Source organism: Streptomyces sp. NBC_01288 (genome assembly GCF_035982055.1).
Classification (GTDB): domain Bacteria; phylum Actinomycetota; class Actinomycetes; order Streptomycetales; family Streptomycetaceae; genus Streptomyces.
Window position 1 is genome coordinate 7,864,891 of sequence record NZ_CP108427.1, and the last position, 24,675, is coordinate 7,889,565.

At 71.1% G+C, this 24,675-nt stretch carries 23 protein-coding genes and 1 pseudogene; 13 read left to right on the top strand and 11 right to left on the bottom strand.

The window, feature by feature from the left end; translation table 11 throughout:
* Nucleotides 1-15: 15 nt before the first annotated feature.
* Nucleotides 16-1,485, bottom strand: a complete 1,470-nt coding sequence (locus tag OG194_RS35475) for a LamG domain-containing protein (RefSeq protein WP_327404851.1) — start codon at nucleotides 1,483-1,485, stop codon at nucleotides 16-18.
* Nucleotides 1,486-1,500: 15 nt separating this feature from the next.
* Nucleotides 1,501-2,169 (bottom strand): GntR family transcriptional regulator, encoded by a 669-nt coding sequence (locus OG194_RS35480; protein WP_327404852.1) that lies wholly within the window; start codon nucleotides 2,167-2,169, stop codon nucleotides 1,501-1,503.
* Between the two features lie 169 nt (nucleotides 2,170-2,338).
* Between OG194_RS35480 and OG194_RS35485 the strand changes: the two genes are divergently transcribed.
* The 3 genes from OG194_RS35485 to OG194_RS35495 all read left to right on the top strand — a co-directional run bounded on the left by OG194_RS35485 (nucleotide 2,339) and on the right by OG194_RS35495 (nucleotide 5,855).
* On the top strand, nucleotides 2,339-3,817 hold the full coding sequence (locus OG194_RS35485) for an NCS1 family nucleobase:cation symporter-1 (RefSeq protein WP_327404853.1): 1,479 nt from the start codon (nucleotides 2,339-2,341) through the stop codon (nucleotides 3,815-3,817).
* A gap of 5 nt (nucleotides 3,818-3,822) precedes the next feature.
* Nucleotides 3,823-4,536, top strand: coding sequence for an aspartate/glutamate racemase family protein (locus OG194_RS35490; RefSeq protein WP_327404854.1), 714 nt, complete (start codon nucleotides 3,823-3,825; stop codon nucleotides 4,534-4,536).
* Nucleotides 4,537-4,907: 371 nt separating this feature from the next.
* On the top strand, nucleotides 4,908-5,855 hold the full coding sequence (locus OG194_RS35495; RefSeq protein ID WP_327404855.1) for a glycoside hydrolase family 6 protein: 948 nt from the start codon (nucleotides 4,908-4,910) through the stop codon (nucleotides 5,853-5,855).
* Between the two features lie 28 nt (nucleotides 5,856-5,883).
* Here the strand turns inward: OG194_RS35495 and OG194_RS35500 are convergent, their stop codons facing one another.
* The 4 genes from OG194_RS35500 to OG194_RS35515 all read right to left on the bottom strand — a co-directional run bounded on the left by OG194_RS35500 (nucleotide 5,884) and on the right by OG194_RS35515 (nucleotide 8,329).
* The gene (locus OG194_RS35500; protein ID WP_327404856.1) at nucleotides 5,884-6,360 is read right to left on the bottom strand and encodes a GNAT family N-acetyltransferase; all 477 of its coding nucleotides are present in this window, start codon (nucleotides 6,358-6,360) and stop codon (nucleotides 5,884-5,886) included.
* Nucleotides 6,357-6,791: a RidA family protein gene (locus tag OG194_RS35505; RefSeq protein WP_327404857.1), complete on the bottom strand. Its 435-nt coding sequence runs from the start codon at nucleotides 6,789-6,791 to the stop codon at nucleotides 6,357-6,359. The genes OG194_RS35500 and OG194_RS35505 overlap by 4 nt, the downstream gene beginning before the upstream one ends.
* 91 nt (nucleotides 6,792-6,882) lie before the next feature.
* Nucleotides 6,883-7,581, bottom strand: a complete 699-nt coding sequence (locus tag OG194_RS35510) for a hypothetical protein (RefSeq protein ID WP_327404858.1) — start codon at nucleotides 7,579-7,581, stop codon at nucleotides 6,883-6,885.
* A gap of 73 nt (nucleotides 7,582-7,654) precedes the next feature.
* Nucleotides 7,655-8,329: a hypothetical protein gene (locus OG194_RS35515; protein ID WP_327404859.1), complete on the bottom strand. Its 675-nt coding sequence runs from the start codon at nucleotides 8,327-8,329 to the stop codon at nucleotides 7,655-7,657.
* Nucleotides 8,330-8,367: 38 nt separating this feature from the next.
* Between OG194_RS35515 and OG194_RS35520 the strand changes: the two genes are divergently transcribed.
* From OG194_RS35520 to OG194_RS35530, 3 genes are all read left to right on the top strand, one after another.
* Nucleotides 8,368-10,269 (top strand): tetratricopeptide repeat protein, encoded by a 1,902-nt coding sequence (locus tag OG194_RS35520; RefSeq protein ID WP_327404860.1) that lies wholly within the window; start codon nucleotides 8,368-8,370, stop codon nucleotides 10,267-10,269.
* A gap of 125 nt (nucleotides 10,270-10,394) precedes the next feature.
* Nucleotides 10,395-11,168: a nucleotidyltransferase domain-containing protein gene (locus OG194_RS35525; protein ID WP_327404861.1), complete on the top strand. Its 774-nt coding sequence runs from the start codon at nucleotides 10,395-10,397 to the stop codon at nucleotides 11,166-11,168.
* A gap of 191 nt (nucleotides 11,169-11,359) precedes the next feature.
* Entirely contained in the window at nucleotides 11,360-13,225 is a 1,866-nt protein-coding gene (locus OG194_RS35530) for an FUSC family protein (RefSeq protein WP_327404862.1), read from the top strand.
* An 18-nt stretch (nucleotides 13,226-13,243) separates the two neighbouring features.
* On the opposite strand, the gene OG194_RS35535 is transcribed toward OG194_RS35530, so the two are convergent.
* Nucleotides 13,244-14,173 (bottom strand): endonuclease/exonuclease/phosphatase family protein, encoded by a 930-nt coding sequence (locus tag OG194_RS35535; protein ID WP_327407322.1) that lies wholly within the window; start codon nucleotides 14,171-14,173, stop codon nucleotides 13,244-13,246.
* Nucleotides 14,174-14,368: 195 nt separating this feature from the next.
* Between OG194_RS35535 and OG194_RS35540 the strand changes: the two genes are divergently transcribed.
* The 4 genes from OG194_RS35540 (at nucleotide 14,369) to OG194_RS35555 (ending at nucleotide 18,125) form a co-directional block, all read left to right on the top strand.
* Nucleotides 14,369-15,730 carry an amidohydrolase gene (locus tag OG194_RS35540; RefSeq protein WP_327404863.1) on the top strand — a complete coding sequence of 454 codons (1,362 nt, stop codon included), beginning with the start codon at nucleotides 14,369-14,371 and terminating at the stop codon, nucleotides 15,728-15,730.
* 22 nt (nucleotides 15,731-15,752) lie between these two features.
* On the top strand, nucleotides 15,753-16,943 hold the full coding sequence (locus OG194_RS35545; protein ID WP_327404864.1) for a cytochrome P450 family protein: 1,191 nt from the start codon (nucleotides 15,753-15,755) through the stop codon (nucleotides 16,941-16,943).
* A gap of 148 nt (nucleotides 16,944-17,091) precedes the next feature.
* Entirely contained in the window at nucleotides 17,092-17,781 is a 690-nt protein-coding gene (locus OG194_RS35550; RefSeq protein WP_327404865.1) for a DUF899 domain-containing protein, read from the top strand.
* 161 nt (nucleotides 17,782-17,942) lie between these two features.
* The gene (locus OG194_RS35555) at nucleotides 17,943-18,125 is read left to right on the top strand and encodes a hypothetical protein (RefSeq protein WP_327404866.1); all 183 of its coding nucleotides are present in this window, start codon (nucleotides 17,943-17,945) and stop codon (nucleotides 18,123-18,125) included.
* 4 nt (nucleotides 18,126-18,129) lie between these two features.
* On the opposite strand, the gene OG194_RS35560 is transcribed toward OG194_RS35555, so the two are convergent.
* The 3 genes and pseudogenes from OG194_RS35560 to OG194_RS35570 all read right to left on the bottom strand — a co-directional run.
* The gene (locus tag OG194_RS35560; protein WP_327404867.1) at nucleotides 18,130-19,941 is read right to left on the bottom strand and encodes an ABC transporter ATP-binding protein; all 1,812 of its coding nucleotides are present in this window, start codon (nucleotides 19,939-19,941) and stop codon (nucleotides 18,130-18,132) included.
* Nucleotides 19,942-20,497: 556 nt separating this feature from the next.
* Nucleotides 20,498-20,941: a hypothetical protein gene (locus tag OG194_RS35565; protein ID WP_327404868.1), complete on the bottom strand. Its 444-nt coding sequence runs from the start codon at nucleotides 20,939-20,941 to the stop codon at nucleotides 20,498-20,500.
* A 386-nt stretch (nucleotides 20,942-21,327) separates the two neighbouring features.
* Nucleotides 21,328-21,936: pseudogene (locus OG194_RS35570) on the bottom strand (ATP-binding protein); the annotation flags it as partial.
* A gap of 397 nt (nucleotides 21,937-22,333) precedes the next feature.
* On the opposite strand from OG194_RS35570, the gene OG194_RS35575 reads away from it, so the two are divergent.
* The 3 genes from OG194_RS35575 (at nucleotide 22,334) to OG194_RS35585 (ending at nucleotide 24,367) form a co-directional block, all read left to right on the top strand.
* Nucleotides 22,334-23,194, top strand: a complete 861-nt coding sequence (locus tag OG194_RS35575; RefSeq protein WP_327404869.1) for a helix-turn-helix domain-containing protein — start codon at nucleotides 22,334-22,336, stop codon at nucleotides 23,192-23,194.
* On the top strand, nucleotides 23,195-23,449 hold the full coding sequence (locus OG194_RS35580; protein ID WP_019060458.1) for a DUF397 domain-containing protein: 255 nt from the start codon (nucleotides 23,195-23,197) through the stop codon (nucleotides 23,447-23,449). It abuts the gene before it with no gap.
* Between the two features lie 96 nt (nucleotides 23,450-23,545).
* Entirely contained in the window at nucleotides 23,546-24,367 is an 822-nt protein-coding gene (locus OG194_RS35585; RefSeq protein WP_327404870.1) for an SAM-dependent methyltransferase, read from the top strand.
* Here the strand turns inward: OG194_RS35585 and OG194_RS35590 are convergent.
* Complete coding sequence (locus OG194_RS35590; protein WP_327404871.1) at nucleotides 24,340-24,618, bottom strand: hypothetical protein; 279 nt, start codon at nucleotides 24,616-24,618, stop codon at nucleotides 24,340-24,342. The genes OG194_RS35585 and OG194_RS35590 overlap by 28 nt on opposite strands.
* Nucleotides 24,619-24,675 lie beyond the last annotated feature (57 nt).

Consider the following 24,675-nt stretch of genomic DNA (forward strand, 5'->3'; position numbering starts at 1 on the left):
CCTTGGCCCTGTTGCTCAGCCGATGCGCGCCGCCGCCACCGGTCGTGCCGACACGTCGTAAGTCCCGCTGCTCTTCGACGAGTTGACGCTCCACCGGTACCGCGAGAACTCACCCGTGGCATCGGAGGCGTAGAACATCATGTGGCCGATGCCGACGCCCTGGAGGTTCTCGCCGGGGACATCGCCGACCATGCGGGTGTCCGGGTACTTGGGGTAGTTGGTCAGGGCGTAGACGCCGTGCGGGTCGGAGGTGCAGTCGACGATCTCGACGGCGTACTGCGTCTCGCCGGTGAAGTCGGCGGTGCCGCTGAAGACGCCCTTGACCTCGCGGACCATGACGATGTGGCCGGTGTTGTCGGGGTCGCTGCCGTTGTGGTCGACGGCGATGATGTCGCCGGGCCGGAGGTCGGCGACCTTGCGGACGCGCTGGAAGCGGGGGCCGGCGGTGGCGTTCAGGAAGGCCGCGCAGTAGTCGGCGGCCTCCGGGACCTTCTCCTGGAAGTACTGGAGGAAGTAGGCGTCGTCCGCCCAGCCGTAGGTGTGCTTGAGGACACCGGTGACGAAGGACGCGCAGCGGGCGCGGGCCACCCAGCTCGCCGGGTCGTCGGGCGTGCCCCAGGCGAGGGTGGCGGGCGAGCCCGACTGGTAGACGTTGTTCTCGCGGGCCGTACGGCCGCTGACCAGGGCGATCTCGTCGGCGGTCAGGGCGCGGGCGTACGTCCGTACGTCGTCGATCGCGCCCTTGAACCGGTTGACGGGCGCGCCGTCGAAACGGGCCCGGCCGATGGAGAAACCGGAGGTCGCGGCCCAGGACAGGGCGGTCGCGGCGCTGCCCTGCGGCTGCCCGTCGACGTACAGCCGGATCTGCGTGCCGTCCCAGACGCCGGTCAGATGGGTCCAGCTGCCGAGACCGGCCGGTGAGGTGGCGACGGCGGACACCTTGGTCGCCTGGTCCTCGCCGCGGACCTTGAAGGCCCAGGTGGAGACGGTGTTGTCGTACTGGAGGAGGAAGCGGCTGGTGGTGGCGGAGTCCTGGCTCACCGCCGTGTACATGGTCGCCGGGTCGGCGTCGCTCGCCAGGCGCACCCACGCCGAGACGGTGAAGGGGAGTGTCGTGTCCAGGACGGAATCGGCGGCTGCGTACGCCCCGGACGTCCCGTCGAGGCTCAGCTCGCCGCCCGCGCGCAACGCCGTCCAGGTCGCGCCGGAGCCGAGCGTGAGGGGATGCTCCCGGCCGGAACGGTCCGCGCCCGAACCGTCCAGCGCCCAGTGCCCCACCAGCCCGTCGACCAGATACCCGGCCGCCAACAGCCGCTGATATCCCACCAGTTGCTCGGCCTGCGCCAGATGCGGCGTGCCGACCGGCGTGAACGGAGTGTCCAGCGCCACGTCCGCCACGGCCACCCCCGCTCCCTGCGCGACGCCCGCCATCGCCCCGACCCCGACCAGCGCGGCCCCGCTCAACAGGCCACGTCTGCTGACCATGTTCGCTCCCTCTGCTTACCGCTCCGCGTCGTCCCCGAACAGATGCCGGACCGTGGAACGGTAGTTGGTCCGTACGTGGGCCAGTGCGTGCGCGCGGGCGCGGTCCGGGTCGCCGGATGCGATCGCCTCGTACAACTCACGGTGTTCCACGAGGAGTTGGGGCCACTCCTCGTTCCGGCGGGTCATCCAGCGCAGTCGGCCGGCGACCGGCTCCAGGGCGGCGGTCAGTAGCGTGTTGCCCGCGATCGCCACGATGCTGTCGTGCAGGCGGCTGTTGATGTCCGTGATCACCTCGGCGTCCCCCGCCTCGGTCGCGGCGGCCGCACGGTCGAGGAGTTCCGCCACCTCGGCCAGTTCCTCCGGTGTCGCGCGGGACGCGGCGAGCCCGGCGGCGTAGACCTCCAGGGCCTCGCGCAGTTCGAAGAGCTCCCGGACGTCGTTCGGGGTGAGACGGCGTACGACCGTGCGCCGCGGGGTCTCGAAGTGGACGAACCCCTCGGCGACCAGCGCGCGGATCGCCTCGCGGACCGGCACCCGGGAGATGCCGAAGCGCTCGGCCAGCTCGCGCTCCACCAGCCGGTCACCGGGACGGAGGCGACCGGCGATGACGTCCTGCCGCAGGGTGGCCAGGACGCGCTCGCGCACCGCTCCGAGGGGTTCGATCTTCGCTGTCGTGGAGCTCATGGGTTTATCTTCGCCGACTCCGAGGGTCTTTTACGGAGCGTTAACAACGGAGACATCGGTCGGAACCGTTGACGGGAGGACCATGACGGCAGTTTGGTATACCAAACGACACCGGAAGCCGTCCTGCCCATCCCTTCCATCCCTCCCGTCCCCTCGCCCTGGAGGCCCCGTGTCCCTCGCCGACCGCGCCGAAGCCACCGGCACACCAGCGTTCGTCCCCGACCCACGGCTCACCAACGAAGACCTCGCCCCCGCCGACAAGCGGAACTGGAAGGTCTTCGACCTCTTCGCCATGTGGATGTCCGACGTCCACAACCTCGGCAACTACACGTTCGCCGCAGGCCTGTTGGTCCTCGGCATGAACGTCTGGCAGGTCTTCACCGCCCTGCTCGTCGGCTTCGTGCTCATCTACGTCGGCATGAACTGGATGGGGAGGATCGGGCAGGCGCACGGCGTTCCGTTCCCGGTCGTCAGCCGCGTCAGCTTCGGCGTGTGGGGCGCCAACATCCCGGCCCTCATCCGGGCCGTGATCGCCATCATGTGGTACGGCATCCAGACCTACCTCGCCTCCGTCGCCGTCAACGTGATGCTGCTGGCCGCGTGGCCGGGCCTGGAGTCCTGGACTCACCACTCCTTTCTGGGACTTGACGCCCTGGGCTGGGTCTCCTTCGTGTCCCTCTGGCTGATCCAGGCGGTGATCATCAGTCAGGGCATGGAATCCGTACGGAAGTTCCAGGACTTCTGCGGCCCCGCGATCTGGCTGGTGATGATCGCGCTGGCCATCTGGGTACTGGCGAAGGCGGGTTGGTCGATCTCCCTCACCTCCACCCCGCACCCGGTCTCGTTCGGCGAGCAGTGGCGCCAGTGGTTCGGCGCGATCGGCCTGATCCTCGCGACGTACGGCACGCTGATGCTCAATTTCTGCGACTTCTCCCGCTTCGCGCCGGACTACAAGACCGTCCGCCGCGGCAACTTCTGGGGCCTGCCCATCAACTCCACGGCGTTCGTCGTCGTTTCGGTGATCGTCACGGCCGGCTCGCTGGAGGTCTGGGGTCAAGCCATCACGGATCCGGCCGAGTTGGTCGCCAAGGTCGGCAACACCTGGGTGATGGTGCTGGGCGCGCTGACGTTCGCCGTCGCCACCATGGGCGTCAACATCGTCGCCAACTTCGTCTCGCCGGCGTACGACCTGGCCAACGTCTGGCCGCAGAAGATCACCTTCAGGATCGGCGGCATGATCAGCACCGTCGCCGCGCTGGTGGTGACCCCGTGGAACCTCTTCTCCAACCCCACGGTCGTCAACTACTTCCTCGGTGGCCTCGGCGCCTTCCTGGGCCCGCTGTTCGGCGTGATCATGGTCGACTACTACTGGGTGAAGCGCGGCCGGGTCGATGTGCAGGCGTTGTTCGACGCGACCCCGGGCTCTCGCTACTACTACCGGGGCGGCGTGAACCCCAAGGCCCTCGCGGCGTTCCTGCCTGCGGCGGCGGTAGCGGCGGTGCTCGCGCTGGTGAAGACGTTCAGCGACGTGGCCCCGTACTCGTGGTTCATCGGTACGGCACTGGGCGCGGGCCTGTACGTACTGATCTGCCGCACCGATCGAGCCGCCGCCGAGCCCGCGCCCGCTCCCGAGCCGCTGGAGGTCTGACCCGCGTGCGCATCGTCGTCACCAACTGCAACACCACGCAGGCGATGACCGAGGAGATCGTACGAGGTGCCCGGGCCGCGGCAGGCCCGGGCACCACCGTGACCGGCCTGACCCCGGCGTGGGGCCCCGAGTCGGCGGAGGGCTGGCTGGACAGTTATCTGTCGGCGGCGGCCGTAATGGATCTGCTCCGTACGTACGAGGGCCCTGCGTACGACGCCGTCGTCATGGCCGGCTTCGGGGAGCACGGGCGGGAAGGTGTCCGGGAGTTGGTGGACGTACCGGTCGTCGACATCACCGAGGCGGCCGCCCACCTGGCCTGCCTGCTCGGCCGACGCTACGGCGTCGTCACCACGCTGGAACGGTCCTGCGGACAGATCGAGGACAGCCTGGAGCTGGCGGGGGTCGGCCGGAACTGCGCGGGGGTGGTGGGGACGGGGTTGAGCGTCCTCGACCTGGGCGGCGACGAGGCCCGTACGGAGGCGGCGTTCCTCGCGGCGGCGGAACGGGTGTGCGCGGCGGGGGCGGAGGTCCTGGTGCTGGGGTGTGCCGGGATGACGGGGTTGCAGCGGGCGGTGGGGGAGAAGTTGGGGTTGCCGGTGGTGGACGGGGTGGGGGCGGGGGTGAAGTTGGCCGAGTCGTTGGTGGGGTTGGGGTTGAGGACGAGCAGGGTGGGGAGTTTTGGCCGGCCGGTGGTGAAGAGGAGGGGGTGGGGGCGCTGAAGGGGTGGGGGTGGTCGGGGCTGCTGGGTTGAGTTCAGAGTGCGGGTGCGTGGGGGTTGCTCGCGCAGTTCCCCGCGCCCCTTAAAAGCGCCTTGGCTGGTCCGGCGTTCAGGGGTGCGAGGTCGTGGCTTTTAGGGGCGCGGGGAACTGCGCGACCAGCCACGACGGCGCTGTAGCCGCTCAACGACAGACCGTGGCACCCCCTACCGCGGCGCATCCCCCGTCACAGCGCACCCGTCGAGGCACACCCCCGTCGGGGTGATCTTCCCCCGCCCTGCCAGGTCACGCACCGGACCAACCCCGGGCGCCCCGCAGACTCCGGGAAGGACAAGTCGCCGCCCAGTCACCCCGCGCGGCAGAACGGAGCCACCTTGCCCACCCCGGTACGCCGAGCCCTCCTCGCCACCCTCCTCGCAGGACTGTGCTGCGCCGGGGCGACACGCGACGTACCGGAACCGTTCTGGGCCGCCCCCGACTCCCGAGCCGCACAGCAGGCAGCCGCCTGGCGCGAGGCCGGCCGGACAGCCGACGCCACGCTGATGGACCGCATCGCCGCCAGACCCGAAGCCGAGTGGCTCAACGGCCCCGACCCCGGCCCGGTCGTCCGCGCCCGCACCACCGCCGCCGCCCAGGCGGGCCGCACCGCCGTACTCGTCGCGTACTACATCCCGAACCGGGACTGCGGCCAGTACTCCCAGGGCGGCGCCCCCACCGCAGCCGCCTACCGCACCTGGATCGACGAGTTCGCGACCGCCCTCGGCGACCGGGGCGCCTACGTCATCGTCGAACCGGACGCGGTCGCCCAAGTGGTCGCCGGCTGCACCCGGGTCACCGCGAGCGAACGCTACGCACTGCTCGCCCACGCGGTCGACCGTCTCAAGGGCCAACCGCACACCCACGTCTACGTCGACGCGGGCAACTCCAGCTGGATCCCCGAGGCTTGGCGACTGGTCGCCGCGCTCAAGGCGTCCGGCGTCGCCCGAGCCGACGGCATCGCCCTGAACGTCTCCAACTACCAGACGAACGAGGCGAGTTCGACGTACGGTGACCAACTCTCCAAAGACCTCGCCGGCAAGCACTACGTCGTCGACACCAGCCGCAACGGCAACGGCCCCTACACCGGCACCGACGCGTGGTGCAATCCACCCGGCCGCGCCCTCGGCACCCCGCCGACGACTCGCACGGACAACCCCCTCCTCGACGCCTACCTGTGGATCAAACGCCCCGGCGAGTCCGACGGCACCTGCCGAGGCGGCCCGACGGCAGGCCAGTGGTGGCCGTCGAACGCCCTCGAACTGGCCCGCAACGCCCGCCCCTGACCCATGACTTGGTCACCTGGTGGCCTGCCTACGGCTTGGGCTCCCAGACGTACCGCACATCCGGCTCCCGCTCCTCGTTGCCGCTCCCGTCCGTGAACTCGACGGCGACGAAGCCGTGCCGCTCGTAGAACCGGTGGGCGGGCTTGTTCACCTGGAAGGTCCACAGCTCCAGGCCCCCCGGACTCCGCTCCTTCGCGAGCTCGACGAACCGGTCCCCGAGCCCCCGCCCGCGCCAGTCCGGTTCGAGATACAGCTGCGACAACTCATCCCCGTTGATCACCATCAGCCCCACGACCCCACCGCCGTCCCCCGCGTCGGCCAACCAGATCTCCCGCAACGGCACGACCACGTCCCGGAAGTGGTCCCGCACGTCATCGGCGGACCGCGGACTGACGACGGTCGGCAGCGCGGCGGCGAACGAACGCAGCCACACATCGGCTGCGGGGCGCGCATCGGGTGCGGTGGCCCGCCGCAGCGTGACGACGACCTCGGAGTCGGGGTTCACGGCTGAGACACCTCTTCCTCTGCCGGCCCTTCTTCCGGTACGACGGCTGTCGCCGTGATCTCCACGAGCTGCCCGGTGTACCCGAGGCAGGCCACGCCGACGAGCGTGGACGAATGCGGTCCCGCGCTGAGCCCGGACGCCTCGACCACCTCCCACACGGCGGACAGCACCGAGGGTTCGCTACTCACGACATACACGTCCGTCGCGACGACATGCCCCAAGTCGCTCCCGACCGCCCGCAGTTGCTCCCCGAGATTCACCATCACCTGCTCGGCCTGCCGCACCGCGTCCCCGACACCGACCACCTTGCCGTCGACGTCGAGCGGAACCGCCCCGGCGAGAAAGGCGAGCTTCGTACCGGCTTCGACGACGGTCGCGTGGGAGTAGGTGGGCGGCGGGAAGAGGGTGGGGACGGTGACGCGTTCGAGCACGGGGTCTCCCAGAAATCGGTCGATCGGTCACCGGTGGCCGGCAGTTGGCGGTCGGCGGCCTACGGTCGGCGCGGGTGCGGGCGTCAGCCGATCACATGGACGAAGCGCCCGCATCCGAATTTCCGGTAGACAGTCGGCGTTGGCACTCCCGTGCAAGGAGCGGGTACGCCTCGGTGATGGCCGCATAGATCCGCCGCCGGAGCAGCTCCTCCGCGGTGGCCCGCCCCGCACCTCCATGCAGCCCGTGCAACAACTCGTCGTAACGAGCCAGCCGGTGCATCAGATAGTCGACCTTCCACCGGTCGGGCACGACAGCACCCTCTGGCGGCAGCACCAGCCGCTCGTACGCCCGCTCCCCGTCCCGCCGATCGCGATGCTCGACCGCCAGCGTCGCCAACGTGCGCGGAGCCAGCAGAGGCACGTCGATCGGTTCGGCCGCGATCCGTGCCAGCACCTCCCGCCGCCTGCGCCGAGCGGCGATCCGCGCCGTGGCCGACCTCCGTGCGGCAGCCGCCGAAACGGCCCGGAACTCCTCACTCCGTTCAGCGGCCTCGACCCGCTCGACGCAGTACAGCCGGATTCGCGGAGCCGCCCGGACCTGCGGATTGACTCGCAACAGGTCGGGTTCACCGAGCAGTTGACGCACCATCCCGGCTGTCCATCCCCGCGCGCGCAACCTGGCGGCCGAGAGATGCGTACGAGCGGCCTGCGCGCCGCCGCTGCCCTCCGCGTCCCGCCCCTGCTCCTGCTCCTGTCCCTGCCCACTCTCATTCGTCTCGTGCGCTGCCATCGACCGCTCCCCGTGGTGACTCTCAGTGACCACTCCAGTGAAGCGCGCACCACTGACAATCGGCCCGACGGCCTCACGCGGCGAGAGTGACCTCAGACTCCGGAAGCGTCAGGAGCGTTCGGAGCGTCAGAACCTGTCTGAACCTCCGGGGGGGGGTGCCCCGATTCGCCCTTGTCGTCGCGTCCTCGGGAGTGCGCGGTGCGGGCAGGTCGATGAGGTCGCCGACCCCGGCCACCTCCTGCAATGTCCGCGCCAATGACCTCAGCACGCCCCGCACCTCCGCGATCGCACCGCGCAGCGCGTCCGCGTGTTCCCACTCCCGCTCCCACGCCACCGGATCGCGTCCTTCGGGCCGCTGGGACTCGTAGGCGGCGAGCCGGGGATGCCACGTCGCGAGGAGGGGGCGCAGGACGCGGTTGAGGACGGTGACCGCGAGGACGGCGAAGCTGACGTGACCGGGGGGTACGGGCGGGGCGATCTGGGGCCCGTGGCGGTGGAGGATGTCACGGGTGGTGCCGAAGAACGTGTAGAAGGAGGACAGTGCCTCGCGCAGGAAGCCCTCGTCGGCGGCGAGTTCCTCGACCGACACGCGGGTGACCAGTTGCAGGTACAGCTCCCAGGCCGCGCTGCGCTCCGCGTCGGCCGGTTCCCAGGTGCCGGAGATCTCGCCGACGAACGGGATCGTCAGTCTGGCCGTGATCTGTGACGGACCGCCCGGACCCCGCCGCCTGCGCTGCCTGTGTCTCATGATCGCCCTCCCCGGTACCCACAGTAGGGTAAGCCGTCGTGTGGGATGTCTTCCTCAGCTACAGCCGCGGTGACGTGGAGCGGGTCCGACCGCTCGCGCAGGTGCTGCGCGACGGCGGGCTGAAGGTGTTCACCGACGAGACCGGGGTCGCCTCCTTCGCCGGCATCAGCGACACCATCCGACGCGAACTGGCCCGCTCCAAGGCGCTGCTCGCCTACTACTCCACCGGCTACCCCGAACGCGAGGCCTGTCAGTGGGAGTTGACCACGGCCTATCTGGCGGGCCTGGGGGAGGGCGATCCGCGCGGCCGCGTCATGGTCGTCAACCCGGAGCCGACCTCCGACCACATCCACCCCGTCGAACTCCGCGACGCCCGGCACGCCTCGGCCGACGATCCCGCCGCCCTGGTGGCCGACGTACGCGAGCACGTCGCCCGCCTCGACGGCCCGATGGCCATCCGGGAACGTGCCGTACGACGCTGGCTGTTGGGCTCCCCGGAGCCGCGCCTCGACTTCCTGGGCCGCCTCTCCGAGCTCTGGCAGGTGCACTCCGCCCTGCACGCCCACTCCGCGCCCCTCGTCACCGGCCGCGACGCCCCGCGCGCCGTACAGATCCGCGGCATGGCAGGCATCGGCAAGTCCGCGCTCGCCCAGGAGTACGCCCTCCGCTTCGAGGCGGCCTACCCGGGCGGTGTCTTCTGGGTGAACGGGCAGGCCTACGACGACTCCGTGCGGGCCCTTTCCGACTCCGCCGGCACCTCCTTCGGTGCCGACGGGCCGTTCCTGTGGATCGTCGACTCCGTCCCCGCCGACCGGCTCACCGCCCGCGACATCGCCGCGATGGCGGCACCCCATCCACTCGGCCGCACCGTCTTCACCCTGCGCAGCCGCGCCTATGCCGGAATCGGCACCCCCGTAGACCTCGAACCGCTCGACGCCCTCCACGCGCGCGTGCTCGTCGGCGGTGACGACGCGCTGGCCGAGGCGGTCGAGGGACATCCGCTCGCCCTGGGACTCCTGGGGCGCGCGATCCGGGCCGGGCATCATCCGCGCGAACTGTACGACCGGCTGCACGCGCGCGGGGGATCGCTTCTCGACACGCTCGCCGGGACGGACGTCACCGGCGCTCTCGTACGGGACGTGGACACGGCGGAGGCCGCCGACGTCCTGCGCTGCGCCGCCGTACTGCACCCGTTGCCGCTGACGGTGGAGGACGCGGAGCGTGTGCTCGCCGCCGTCGACCGGGTGCCCAGGGCCGTCGCCGCCCGGCGGGCCGGGAACGGCGTCGCCGAACTGCGTGTGCGCGGCCTGCTCGCCCCGGTGGCCGACGGTGGCTGGCGGCTCCACCCGGTAACCCTGCACGCGTGGCACCATCACGACCCGGCGCCCGCCCGCACCGAGTCCCTGCGGCACGCGGCCCTGCGGACCCTGTGCGGCCGCCGCGACCCGGTTACGCTGACCTTCCCCGGCAGCCGGAGGGAGGCACCCATGGCAGCACCCAGTGAGTCGGAGCGGATGGCCGCCTTCGACATCCAGGTCGAACTGGTCACCCGCATCGGGGTGCAGGAACTGGCACCGGGCACGGGCAGTCTGCGCGAGGCGCTGGCCTCTCTGAAGTCACTGATCGACTTCACGCGCGGGACGCTGCACACGTACAGCATCGGCCTCGAACGCGGCTCCGGCGCACCGACCGTCCAGAGCCTCGCCTACGCCCTCATCAACGACACCATCCGCCCCTTCACCAGCACCTGGCACCCCCGCCTCGCCGCCTACGAAGCGCGCTGCCCGGCGGATGCGGCCCCCCTCGACCACGAGGCCGCCTGGCCGCAGGCGGAAGCGATGCGCACCGAACTGACCACCCTGCGCGAGCCGTTGCTGCGCATCGCCGAGGCACTGGGCGGTATCTCGGGAGCGGACTTCGGGATGGCGGCGACGGGCTGATCGGTTGCGCGGAAACGCGTGACGCCGGGTCGGAGGGTCACGCATTAACGCGTGGCGCCCGACACACGCCCCTGCGTACGCTCCCGCCAATCCTCGCCACCGGCCGACCAGTTGGAGCCCCAGCCGTGCCCACGCCCACGCCCGCCGACGACGCGGACTTCCTCGACACCACCGCCGACCGCCTCGCCACCCTCCCCACCGTCCAAGCCGTAGCCCTCGGCGGTTCCCGTGCTCAAGGCACTCACCGCCCCGACAGCGACTGGGACTTGGCGGTCTACTACCGCGGGCCCTTCGACCCCGCCGACCTCCGTGCACTCGGGTGGGACGGCGAGGTCTCCGAGGTCGGCGGGTGGGGCGGCGGAGTCTTCAACGGTGGTGCCTGGTTGACCGTTGAGGGGCGGCGAGTTGACGTGCACTATCGCGATCTCGACGTGGTGGAACGGGAGTTGGCGGAGGCGGAGGAGGGGCGTTTCCGGGTGGAGCCGCTGCTGTTCCATCTCGCCGGGATTCCCAGCTACCTGGTCGTTGCCGAGCTGGCGATCAACCGCGTGCTGCGAGGCGAACTACCCCGCCCGGACGGCTATCCCAACAAGCTACGGCTCTCCGCCGCCGAGCGTTGGCACGGCACCGCCGACGCCACTCTCGCGTATGCGCGGGCCAACCACGTGCCGGAGGGGCGGCTCACCGAGGTCGCCGGTGCGATCGCCGTGGCCGCCGTGCAGGCCGGGCACGGGGTGCTGGCGGGGCGGGGGGAGTGGGTGACGAACGAGAAGCGGCTGCTGGAGCGGGCCGGGCTGCGGGCGGTCGACGGCATTGTGGCGGGGTTGAGGGCGGAGCCTGAGGTGCTTGATCGTGCGGTTTCCGACGTGGGAGTGCTCTTCTCGGCGTTGCGTTCATAAAGAAAGCGGGCTTCCGGTCAACCTTCACATCCCCGAAATGCGTGCGCCCCGTTCCGCACAAGGTCGGGAACTACCGTGGATACCACGGCTACCACCCCAGCCGCCCGCATCAGCTTCAGCACCCGCTCCAGCTACCGCCCCGGCCACCGTCGCCCGAAGGCACACCCCGCCCTCGTCAAGACAGGAGCCCTGTGTCCCGTCGTACCGACGCGTTCTCGCTTCCGCCCTGGCTCGCCCACACGCTCCGTGCCCAGCGCGGGCCGGTTCCCTGGAGCGCGGTCACGCGCGGGGCGCTGGCCGCCGGGCCGCTGCTGACGGTGGCCGTGCTCGTCGGGCGTACGTCCCTCGGGGTGCTGGCCGCGCTCGGGGCGATGCTCGCCGGGATCAACGACCGGCCCGGGAGCCGGCGGGCCTCCGTCAAGCGACTCGGGGGCCCCGCGCTCGCCGGAGCCGCCGGGCTGCTGATCGGGACGTACGCCGGGGCGCATGTCGGGGCTGTCGTGCTGACGCTTCTCTTCACCGGGATCGGGCTGGTCGCCGGCGGGTTCAGTGCCATCGGGCCCGTCGCTTCCGGTGCCGGTACGCAATTGCTTGTCGCCTCCGCCATCGGCGCCGGGATGCCCCTGCCCGAACCGGGGTGGGAGCGGGCCCTCGCCTTCCTCGCCGGGGCCGCCTGGCTGGTTCTGCTGCGGCTGGCGCTGCCCACGCCCGGGGCCATCGCCGGTGACTACCGGTTCGACGGCGAGCGGCACGCCGTAGCCGCCGTGTACGACGCGATCGCCGCGCTGCTCGACGCCAGCGGTGGGGCGGAGGCGACGGGGCGGCGCGCCGCGCTGACCGCCGCGCTCGATCACGCGCAGGACGCGCTGGCCGGGCCGCGGCTGCGGCGGTACGCCAGTTCGTCGGCCGAGCGGCGGCTGCACGGGCAGTACGCCGCCGCGCTGCCGCTCGCCGAGGCCGCGACCGCGATCGCCTGGGCCGGGGAGGCGGTGTCGGCACGGGCCGGTGAAGGGCCGCGTCGGCTCGCCGCCGCCGTGCGTGACAACGCGGCCACCGGGCCGCTGCCCGCGCCCGACCGTTCCGCGCCCGCGCTGCGCGCCCTCGACGACGCGCTGCTGCACGCCGCCGACGCCTTCGACCAGGCGGAGGGGAGCGAATCGAGTCTGCACACGCGTCGGCGTACGCCAACCGATGTGCTCCGTAAGGCGTTTGGGGCCGGGGGGCGGGAGTACGGCCTGCGGGTCGCGCTCTGTTTCGGGGCCAGTGTCGCCGTCGCTCAGGCGTTGCACCAGGCCCGCTGGTACGGGCAGCACGAGCACTGGTACTGGCTGCCCGCCACCGCCGTCTTCCTCGTCAAGCCCGACCTCGGACCGCTCGCCTCGCGGGCGTTGAGCCGGGCGGCGGGGACCGTGTTGGGGGCGCTTCTCTTTGCCGGGTTCGCCGCCGTGCTGCCCCGGCCCGAAGGGCTTGTCGCGCTCGTGGCGCTCAGCGGTGCGCTCATTCCCGTCGCCACCCGGCACTTCGCCGCGCAGACCGCCGTCGTCACCGTTCTCGTGCTCTCCCTCGTGATGGTGGGCGGGGAGCCGCAGGCCTCCGCCGGCCGGATCGGGGAGACGCTGCTGGCCTGCGCGATCGTGCTGATCGTCGGGCATCTGCCGATGCCGGGGAAGCGCGGCGGGGGCGTACGCTCCCGGCTCGCGGCCGCGGGCGCCGCCGCACACGCCTACCTCGTGCACGTCCTCAGCGAGTCCGACGACCGCGCCGAACGCTGGACCCTCCGCCGCGAGGCCTACCGCACCCTCGCCGAGGCCCGCGGCGCCATCGCCGTCTCGGCCGCCGAACTCCCCGCCCTCGCCCGGCACACGGAGGGCACGGACGAGGTCGCGGCCGTCCTCGAACGGCTCGTGGACACGACCACCGCCTGCGCCGTCCATCTCGACGACGCGGGGCGGCTCACGTCCCGCCACATCGAGCAACTCACCGAGCTGCTGGAGGAGTTCGAGCGGGGTCGGGGGCGGGTCGGGCTGCGTGCCATCGAACTGACCATCGCCGTCTAGGTACTTGGACCGGCCCCGTCAGTTCATCCGCACCCACACCGGTGCGTGATCCGACCCCGGCGCCTCCCGCCGCGCCGCCGGGTCCGGGCCCACCGACGGCAGCCGCAACGTTCCCTCACCCGGCAGGCCCGTCCCCGCCGCCGTCACCCGGTGGACCAGGTGATGGCTGAGCAGGATGTGGTCGATCAACTCGCGGCGCCCGGAGTTGATCCGGGAGTAGCGCTGGTCGGCGGGGATGAGCGGGGCCACGTCCCACAGGCGGACCGCGTCGCCCTGGTCGGCCCGGTCGTAGCCCGACGTGCCGATCTCCGAACCGGGCGGGCCGAGCAGGATCTGGGTGGTCGCGGCCTGCACCTCGTCGTTCATGTCGCCGAGCACCGCCACGTCCCGGGTACGGCCCTCACCGGCGAGCAGTTCGTCGGCCAGCGCGCGCAGGGTCGTCGCCTCGGCGGCCCGGCGGTAGAGGGCGTAGGCGCCGTAGCGGGCCCGTTCGCCCTCGTCGTGCGGGAAGAAACGCTCGCCCGGGTAGGTCAGCAGTTTCGACTTGAGATGGGCGACGGCCACCGTCAGCGGGCCGGTCGCCGTCGTGACCTCCACGGCCAGGAAACCCCGGCCCGCGTTCGGTTCCGCGGCGCCCGAGTCGTCCGACTGCACCGGGCGCAGGTGAGCCGGGAACGTGTTCGTGTCGGCGACGACCCGCGGCTCCGTACGGCTGAGGAAGCCGACCCGGATGCCCCGGACGTCCGGATGCGCGGAGGTGGCGGTGTGCCATTCGCCGTCCAGCATCCCGGCCAGGTCGTCGAGCGCCGCAGGGTCGCCGACCTCCTGGACGCCGAGCAGCACCGGGTCCAGTTCCGTGATCACGGCGGCGAGGGAGGCGAGCTTCGTCTCGTAGGTGGCCTTGTCCTTGGGTCCGGACGGGCCGCCGGGACGGAACAGGTTCTCCAGATTCTAGGTGCCGAGGAGCATGCGGGCCCCTTCCAGAAGCCTTGGTCGTGAAGCATTGGTTGTGCAGCCTTGGTTGTGTGCCAGAAGCCTTGATGGTGAGGCAAGCGTGCTGGTCCGGGGCGGCGAGCGACAGCGCAACACCGGGATGCGCGGTTCGGCTCACGCGGGGCGAGGACGGCGTCGTACGTTGGGAGAGTGAGTGACTCTCCTGTCGATCTCCTCATTACCGGCTGCACCGTCCTCGTCCACGACGACCAGGAGCGCATCCGCTTCGAGCGGGACGCCGCGATCGTCGTACGGGACGGGCGCGTCGAGTCGGTGACGAGCGCGGCGGACGTGACGGACGTGGTCGGCCTCGCCGCCGTCGAGCGCATCGACGCGCGCGGCCAGGTCGCCCTGCCGGGGCTGATCAACTGCCACACCCACGCCCCGATGGTCGCGCTGCGCGGGCTCGCCGAGGATCTGCCCACGGAGGAGTGGTTCAACGACGTCGTGTGGCCCGTCGAGTCCAACCTCACCGAAAAAGACGTGGAGTTGGGGGCACGGCTCGCCTGCGCCGAGATGATCCGCGCCGGGGTCACCTGCTTCGCCGACCACTACTTCTCCATGGACACCGTCGCCGCCGTGGTCGCCGAGTGCGGGATCCGCGCGCACCTCGGCGAGGCCTACTTCTCCTCCCAGGGTCCTCAAGGCCGGGAGAAATCCCTGGAGTTCGCGCTACGGCACCGGGGCACCGCCGACGGCCGCATCACCACCGCCCTCGCCCCGCACGCCCCCTACACGGTGACCGACGCCGACCTCGCCGCCACCGCCGAACTCGCCCTGGAACACGGCCTCCCCGTCCACCTCCACGCCGCCGAGAACCGCGACCAGACCGACACCGGCCTCGCCCGCCACGGCCTCACCCCCATCGAAGTCCTCGACCGTGCGGGCCTGTTGGCCACCGACCTGCTCATCGCCCACGGCACCGGCGTCATCGACCGCGACCTCCCCGTCCTGGAGCGCGCGAGCGGCCGTACGGCGGTCGCCACCGCGCCCCGGGGATACCTCAAGTTCGCCTGGCCGGACACCACTCCGATCCGCGCCCTGCGCGCCATCGGCATCCCGGTCGGGCTCGCCACGGACGGCGCCGCCTCCAACAACTCCCTCGACGTGTGGGAGTCGATGGCGCTCACGTCCTTGGTGCAGAAGCACGCCGAAGGTGACCCGCGATGGCTGACGTCCCGTCAAGCACTGCACCACGCAACGCTCCAGAGTGCGCAGGCCGTCGGATCGGGTGACTCGATCGGGTCCATCGCGCCGGGGCGGCGGGCCGACATCATCCTCGTCGACCTCACCGGGCCGCACACCCAGCCCGTCCACGATCTCGCCGCCACCCTCGTGCACAGCGCCCGTTCCGCCGACGTCCGGACCACGATCGTCGACGGCCGGGTTCTCATGCGCGACCGCGAGCTGCTCACGCTCGATGTGCCCGCTGCCGTACGGGAGTTGGGGGAGCGGCTGCCCGCCCTCGTGGACCGGAGCCACGGTCGGCGCATCCAGGAATACGACACCTGAGCCGCGCCTCTAGGCTGTTCCCATGGATCTCGCGGACGGCCTTCTCGACCACCCGTACGACGTGTACCGGCGCCTGCGCGACAGCGCCCCCGTGCACCGCATCGCCGGCCCCGACGGCACCCCCGCCTGGCTCGTCACCCGGTACGACGACGTGCGGGCGGCGCTGGCCGATCCGCGGCTCTCGCTGGACAAGAGGCATGCCACGGCCGGGACTTACAAGGGGTTCTCGCTGCCGCCCGCGCTCGACGCGAACCTCCTCAACATGGATCCGCCGGACCACACCCGCATCCGGCGCCTGGTCGGCCGCGCGTTCACCCCGCGACGGACGGAGCGGCTCCGTAAGCCGATTCGGCGCACCGCCGACCAACTCCTCGACGCTCTGGGGGAGGAGGGCGACACCGACCTCATCGCCTCCTACGCGGCGCCCCTGCCCATCACCGTCATCTGCGACCTGCTCGGCGTGCCCGCGGGTCACCGCCGGGACTTCCGGGTGTGGACCGACGCCCTCGTCGCGCCAGCCCCCGGGACACCGCCCGAGGCCGGCAAACACGCGGTCGTCGCGATGCTCGGCTTCTTCACCCAACTCCTCACAGACAAACGGGAAGAGCCCGGCGACGATCTTCTGTCCGACCTGATCGCCGTGCGCGACGAGGGCGACCGGCTCAGCGAGGACGAGCTGATGTCCCTCGCCTTCCTCATCCTCTTCGCCGGGTACGAGAACACCGTCCAGCTCATCGGCAACGCCGTGCTCGCCCTGCTGCAACACCCCGAGCAGCTGGCCGCGTTGCGTGCTGACCCGGCTCAACTCCCGGCCGCCGTAGAGGAGTTCCTGCGGTACGAAGGGCCCGCGCTGCTCGCCATCCGGCGCTTCCCCGTCGAGGACGTCACCATTGGCGGGGTCACCATCCCCGCCGGCGAGACGGTGTGGGTGTCCGCGTCCGCCGCGAACCGTGACCCGGGCCGCTTCCCCGAGCCCGATCGGCTCGACCTCTCCCGCGACACCTCCGGGCATCTCGCGCTCGGGCACGGCATCCACTACTGCCTGGGCGCGCCGCTCGCCCGTGCCGAGACGGAGATCGCGCTGGCCGCGCTGCTGGAGCGGTTCCCGCGGCTGGAGTTGGGGGTGGGGGAGGGCGAGGTGCGGTGGCGGCCGTCGCTGCGCGCCCGGGGACTGCTCGCGCTTCCGGTGACGTACGCGAAGAAGTCCCTCTGAAGATCCCCAGCCCTCTGAAGAACCCCCAACTCTCTGAACATCCGCCGACCTTCTGAAGATCTCTCCGAGAAACTTTCCGACGCGGCGATGAGTTCCGGTCCTCCCTCCGGTCCACCCCTCAACGGACCGTTGTCACAGGAGGGCCCCCATGTCGCTTCCGGAGATCGTCTCGCGTGCGCAGTGGCGCGCGGCGCGCGAGGAACTGCTGGTCAAGGAGAAGGCGGCCACGCGCGCGCGGGACGCGCTCAACGCCGAGCGGCGCGGGCTGCCCATGGTGGAGATCGACAAGGAGTACCTCTTCGAGGGCGGCGACGGGAAGGCCACCCTGCTCGACCTCTTCGAGGGGCGCGGCCAACTCGTCGTCTACCACTTCATGTTCGCGCCCGAGTGGGACGCGGGCTGCCGTAGCTGCTCGGCGTTCCTCGACCAGATCGGGCATCTCGCCCATCTGAAGGCGCGCGGCACGACGTTCGCCGCCGTGTCGAGGGCGCCGTACACGAAGATCCTGCCGTTCAAGGCGCGGATGGGGTGGACGCTGCCCTGGTACTCGTCCTTCGGCGGGGACTTCAACTGGGACTTCGAGGTCACGTTCGTCGGGGACGGGGAACCCGTCGAGCGGCCGGGCGTCAGCTGCTTCCTGCGGGACCGCGACCGGGTGTTCCACACCTACTCCACCTATGAGCGCGGGCTCGACGGGCTCGGCTCGACCACCACCTTCCTGGATCTGACCGCGCTGGGGCGGCAGGAGGAGTGGGAGGAGCCCAAGGGGCGCGCATCGGCGCTCGGGGCGCCTGCGGGAAGTGAGCGCGTCCGCTATCACGACGAATACGAGGACTGACACGGGAAACTTGTTTCGAGAACCTGTGCCGAAGATGTGTGGCCAGGTGTCGACTATGTCTCAGTACCGTCACTTCGCGAGCCGTTCACCGTACTGTCGGCGTTTAACTCTATGAGGCTTCACGAAGCTCTCCGAGTTTCAGCACGACAGGGAGGTACAGGGTGAACGGGCGAACGGTGCTTGAGCGTTTTCCCGCCGGCGGGCCGCGTGGCTCGTGGCCGGCGGAGGAGTTCGCGCAGGCGCGCCGTCTGGAGGGCCTGCACGCTGAGGTCGTCATGGACATCGCGACCGACGCGTTCCTCGTGGTCGTGCGCAGCGGCGACGTCGTGGACGCCGCCGCCTGAGAGGTCAGCCCGCCTTCGGGGCGGGCACCTTCGCCGTGAACTGGTCAGCCTGGAGCGCGTACAGCTCCGCGTACACCCCGCCGCTCGCGAGCAGCTCGTCCGGCGTCCCGGACTCCACCAGCCGCCCCTGATCCAGGACGTGCACCAGATCCGCGTGGCGTACGGACGCCAGCCGGTGCGTGATCAGCACGACCGTCTGCCCGGTGCCGGCCAGCGCGCGGATCTTCTCGAAGACCTCCAGCTCGGCCCGGGCGTCGAGGGCCGCCGTCGGCTCGTCCACGATCAGGATGCGGCCCCTCCGGTACGCGGCCCGCGCGATCCCGAGCCGCTGCCACTGACCGCCCGACAGCTCGTGCCCGCCGCTGAAGTTGCGGGCCAGCAGCGTGTCCAGACCGCGCGGCAGATCCGCGACCACGTCCTGCGCACCGGCCTCGGCGACGGCATCCGTCAGCCGCTCCTCGGTGAGGGGCGCCGCGGACCGCCCGACGGCCACGTTGACGCGGGCGGTGAACGGCCAGCGCTTGAAGTTCTGCGCCACCATCGCGATCCGGTCGGACAGTTGCTGCCGGTCGGCGCCCGCCGCGTCGACGCCGTCCCACAGGATCCGGCCCCGGTCCGGCCGGTACAGCCCGGCCAGCAGCTTGACCAGGGTCGTCTTGCCGGAGCCGTTCTCACCGACCAGGGCGATGATCCGACCCAGCGGGAGGGTGAGCGTGACGTCGTCGAGCGCGGGGTGGGTGGCCTCGCCCGGGTAGCTGAACGTGACGTTCTCGAAGCGGATCTCCCGCGGCTCCTCGGGCAGCGCCGTCCCGCCGACCGGGATCGCCCACTCGGTCGCCTCCTCGTACAGCTTCTGCAGATCGCCCACGAACAGGGCCTCCTCGTGCAGCTGGTTCACCGCCAGGACGAGCGTGTCGAGGCTCGTGGAACCGGTGCGGATCGCGATCACCGCAGTACCCGCCACCGAGAGCGCCATGGCCCCGGACAGCAGCAGCCCGCCCAGCGTCGCGTACGTAGCCGCCGTCGCGAGGCCCGTCCAGGTCGCCGCGATCAGCCCGGTGCGGGCGGTGAGCCGGGCCAGCCGGGCCTGTTCCGCCTCCGCGCTCTCCGACATCTCGTGGAAGTGGTGCAGCAGGAACGGTCCGACACCGTGGACGCGGATCTCGGGGGCCGCCTCCGGCTCGGTGAGCAGCGAACCGATGAGGCGGCCGGCCCGGACGTGCTGCACCCAGGTGTGGAACGACTCGTAGTGGCGCCGCGCGTTCGTCAGCGCGCCCCAGGCGCTCGGCAGCGTCATCGTCGCCAGCAGCGGGAGCAGCGCCGGGTGCAGCACGGTCAGCACGCCCGCCGCCGCGATCAGCGAGATCAGCGCGTTCATGACGTTCGTCGCGTACGAGATCATGCGGCGGGCCGACATGGCGCCGTACTGCGCGGTGTCCAGCAGCTTGTGGAACGCGTGGTCCTCGATCGCGGCCAGCTCCACGGCCGCCGCCCGCTCCAGATACAGCTCGGTGGCGACCCGCTCCACCTTCGGTTCGAGCCGCCCGGTCGCGTACGTCGACGCCGCCCGCAGCAGCGCGCCCACCAGCATCACCGCGGCCATCGTCACCAGCGCGGGGACGGCACCGCGCAGCCGGTCCGCGATGGCACCGCCGGTGATCAGCCGCCCCAGCACGCTGTTGACCGCGAGCAGACTCACCGCCTGCGTGGCACCCCGGCACGCCTCGGCCGCCAGCACGACCCGCGCGGCCCGCGGATCGGCCTGCCAGGCCAGCCGGAAACTCGACCGCAGCATCGCCGGCAACCGCGTCACCATGGACCGGAAACTCAGCTCCAGAAACGCGTCATTGTGCTGACTCCACCCCGTGTCGTACCGCAAGGGCCCACCAAAGAGCAGCCGCTCCGAAGCGGACGCCTCCCCCGGCCCCGAGCCCCCCTTGCCCTTGCTCCCCACCGCCGACCTCCCCCGATCGTGGACGAACGAACGGCCACTATCGCGGGGCGGGAGGGGTGCGGGGGAGAGCGCGGGGAGGTGAGGCGGGGACGCGCGGGCGTACGCCGGGAAGGCGGAGGGGTGGGGCCGTTCGATATGCGGCTCCGCCGAGTGGGCGGGTGCGGGGAGGGGGTGGCGCTCGTCGAGAGTGGGGCGGGACTCTGTCGATGCGCGGCGCAGCCGGGTGAGCGCCGGGCGGGCGCACCGCGCCCGAAAGGGGCGCGGGGAACTGCGCGACCAGCCCCCACCGGCCCGCAGATGAAATCCGCCCACCCCGGGAACTGCGCGACCAGCCCCCACCGACCCGCAGACGAAAACCGCTCACCCCGGGCCCCGCCCCTACCGACCCCGCAGAAAAATCCGCTCAACCCGCGGAGCGCTACGCGCTGATGGGCCGCGACCAAGAAGGCGTAGTCCCCGTAACCCGACACACCGCCAGGTACAACGGAATCGGCGGCGTATACGGCAGCTTCCCGTCCGGCTTGTGAATGAGACCCGGCGCGCGAGGCGAGTCCGGAACCAGCGCCCCCGTCGTGTACCGCGCCGGCGCAGGCCAGTCCAGCGCGTAATCCGAGTCGGACGGAACGATCCACCACCAGTGCGCTTCGTCGGCGTAGACACAACCGACACGCGGCAGCCGGGGCAGAACCAGCGGTCCGAAACGTGCGGGCACCGCCACGGCGTCGCAGCCGAGCGGAGCCGTCATGCCCTCGGGGACGGCCAGCCGGCGCGGCGCGCCCGGCCCGTGCAGCGCACGCCCCAGACGGACCAGCGTGTCGAGACTGAGCACCTGGCCGGGACGAGACCCGCCGCTCACACCCATTCGACCCCCGTACCGAAGTCCCCGAGTCCACCGGATTCCCTGAACCCGCCGGTACTCCTGAACCCGCCGGAATCCGCGAACCCGCCGGATTCCCCGGTCTCCGCGGAGTCCGGGAGGTCGCCGGCGTCCTGGTGTCCCCGGCCCCTGAAGAGACCTGTGGTCTCCTGACCGAGGCCCCCGAAGTGGCCCGCGCCCTCCCGGCCCCGCGTACCGGAGCCGGCCCCACCACGAGCAGGGCCGCCTCCGGTTTCGTGCTCCCGGCCCCCGAAGCCGCCGAGATCCGGATTTCCGAAGTCGCCGGCACCCCCATGCCCGCTGCCGGAGGCACCCCCATGCCCCCGCCCCGGAAATACGCCCAGATCCTCGAAGGCCCCGAAGTGTGCCGTCGCCTCGTCCTCGTCGCCCGAACCGCCCGACGGACCCGGCTTGGGTCGTGCGCCCCAACCCAGGTCGTTGAGCGGTACGGAACTGTCGTGGACGGGGGCCGGGTGGTGGCCGTGTGTCGGGTCCGCCTGCCGCGGCAGGTCGGCCCAGACCAGCAGGCCGGGTCCGTGTTCCTGGGCGCCCCAGGCCCGGCAGAGTCCATCGATGAGGAGCAGTCCCCTCCCGTGCTCCTCATCCGGCCGCCGCGGCGACGGGCGGGGCTCACCGGGAGCACAGCCCTCGTCACGGACGGCTATCCGCACCAGGTCGTCGCCATCGTGCAGCTCGCAGACTATGTGGCTGCTCGCGGTGTGCACGATCGCGTTGGTGACCAGCTCGGAGACGACCAGTACCGCCGTGTCGCAGGTGTCCTCGCAGACGGACCAGCCGGACAGCCGGGCCCGCGTCAGGCGTCTCGCCTGGGCCGGGGAACCCGGATGTGCGGCCAGCTCGAACCGGAACCGGCGCTCGGCAGCGGCCCCACCAGGGACGGCTCCCGCGGCGGCACCGAGACCGAGGCGGCCTGCGGCGGCGTCTGTTCCTAAGGGCGCGGACGGAATCACGCTTGCCACTATCGCCCCGCCGTGAACACTTGGCAAGTGTCACTATGAAAAATGCAGAGTGCCGTATGACGGTCTGGACGGTCGTGGCACACTGCTCGCAACAGAAAGTCGCGCGGCGCCAGTTGGGATCTCCGGAGGTCTGTCCCGATCTTCGAATGAGTCTTCGAATGGCGCCGCAGGCCTGTCAGGATTCGGTTCGCCGGGATCGGTACGTCGGGCCGGGATCGGTTCGTAGGTCCGTGAGAACCCTCTCGACGGACTGTACGGACGCATGCGCTGTCAGTACTCAACGCATTGCCCAGCGCTCAAGACCCATTGCTCAGCACTCAAGATCCACTGCCCAGCACTCAAGTCAGTACCCGGTACCCAGCTGTCAGGACTCATCACTCATTCGTGGAGGTGGAGCGTGAGCGAGCCGCGGTCCGCACCGACGGTCGGCCAGGTCGTCCTCGGCCGGCGCCTGCTGGACCTGCGGGAACGCGCGGGGCTCAAGCGCGAGGAGGCCGCCCGCGTCCTCCGCGTCGCCCCCGCCACGGTCCGCCGCATGGAGATGGCGGAGGTCTCCCTCAAGATCCCCTACCTCCAGCTCCTCCTGAAGTCCTACGGCGTCTCCGACGAGGAGGCCGAGGCCTTCGTCCAGCTCGCCGAGGAGGCCAACCGGCCCGGCTGGTGGCAGCGCTTCCACGACATCCTGCCCGGCTGGTTCTCGATGCACGTCAGCCTGGAGGGCGCGGCCGCGCTCATCAGGTCGTACGAACCGCATTTCGTGCCCGGGCTGCTGCAGACCGAGGACTACGCGCGCGGGGTGCTGAAGTCCGGTGCCATCGGCCAGACCGAGCCCGACGACATCGAGCGCCACGTCGATCTGCGCATGCAGCGCCAGGGCCTGCTCACCCGTCCCGACGCGCCCCGCTTCTGGGTCGTCATGGACGAGACCGCCCTGCGCCGCCCGGTCGGCGGCCCCGAGGTGATGCGTGCCCAGATCGACAAACTGCTCGACGCCACGAAGCTGCCCAACGTGACCCTTCAGGTCGCCCCGTTCTCCTCGGGGCCGCACCCGGGCACGTACGGGCCCTTCGTGCTGTTCCGATTTGCCATGTCAGAACTGCCGGACATGGTCTACAGCGAGTACCTGACCGGCGCCGTCTATCTGGACTCGCGCGAAGAGGTGGGAACCCACCTTGAGGTCATGGACCGCATGGCGGCGCAGGCCGCTACGGCACATCGCACGAAGGAGATCCTCAAGGATCTCCGCAAGGAGCTGTGAATGGATCGCATCAAGCCGCGTATGAGCGTCTACAACGGTATGCCCGCGCGGGACTTGGGAAGCGAAGGCTGGCACAAGCCGTGGAGCGGCGGCAACGGCGGCAACTGCCTGGAGGCGATGAAGCTCGCCGACGGCCGGATCGCCGTCCGTCAGTCCACCGACCCGGACGGGCCGGCCCTGATCTACACGACCGACGAGATGACGGCCTTCATCGAGGGGGCGAAAGCGGGCGAGGCGGATTTCTTGCTGTCCTGAGTCGGCGACCTGTGCTGAATGCTTTTTCCTTACCGAACCTCCTTATTTTGGTACTGACTTGATCACATATTGCTTTAAGAGCTTATGGAGCACGCCATGACCGTGCGGCCCACCGACAGGATCGACAAGACCGACGAGATCGACACCAGCAGGCCCCACCCCGCCCGCATGTACGACTGGTACCTCGGCGGCAGGGACAACTACCCCGTCGACGCCGAGATGGGCCGCCAGATGCTCGCCCTCGACCCGAGGGTGCCGGTCATGGCACGTGTCAACCGCGCGTTCACACACCGGGCCACCCGCTGGCTCACCGGGCACGGCGTACGGCAGTTCCTGGACATCGGCACCGGTATCCCGACCGAGCCGAACCTGCACCGGGTCGCGCAGGCCGTCGCGCCCGAGGCACGTGTCGTCTACTGCGACAACGACCCGGTCGTGCTGGCCCATTCGGCGGCCCTGCTGCGCGGCACACCCCAGGGTGCGACCGCGTATGTGCGGGCCGATGTGCGCGATCCCGACGCCGTCATCGAGGGCGCTCGACAGGTCCTCGATCTCACCCGACCCGTCGCCCTGTCCCTCGTCGCCCTGCTGCACTTCGTCCCCGACGAGGACGGCGCGCACGAGCTGGTCGACGGCCTGCTGTCCCGACTTCCCACCGGCAGCTACCTGATGATGACCCACGCCACCACCGACTTCACCCCGGAGGAGTCGACGGCGGCGGTCGAGAAGCTCACGGCGGCGGGCAGCACCGTGGCCCTCCGCTCCCGCACCGGCTTCGCCCGCTTCTTCACCGGCCTCGACCTGGTCGAGCCGGGGGTGACGGTGGTCGACCGCTGGCATCCGGAACTGGGCGAACCGGTACCGGGTCAGGACGACGGCACGATTCCCGGCTACGGGGCGGTGGGCCGCAAGCCCTGAGGTCCTTGATGTGCTGTTTCAGAGCCACGACAGCATGCGTCGCGGCGCGTCCACCAGCCGGCTGACGGCGACCACCGGCAACGGCGGTTGCTCCAGCCGGCCCGGGCCGCGCGGGCGAGGTTCGCCGCCTTGGAACCGGCGAACAGGGTCTGTATCGCCGTGAGTTGGCCGAGGGAGACGGCGGCGTCCGGGCGGTACGCCCCCGCCGCCTCCCGCGCGTCCTCGCCACGGCGTTCGTCGAGCGTCGTCATCAACACCCTCCAGAACCGACCGCCAACAGGGGGGACGCGCGGGGGTGGCCCTGCGTC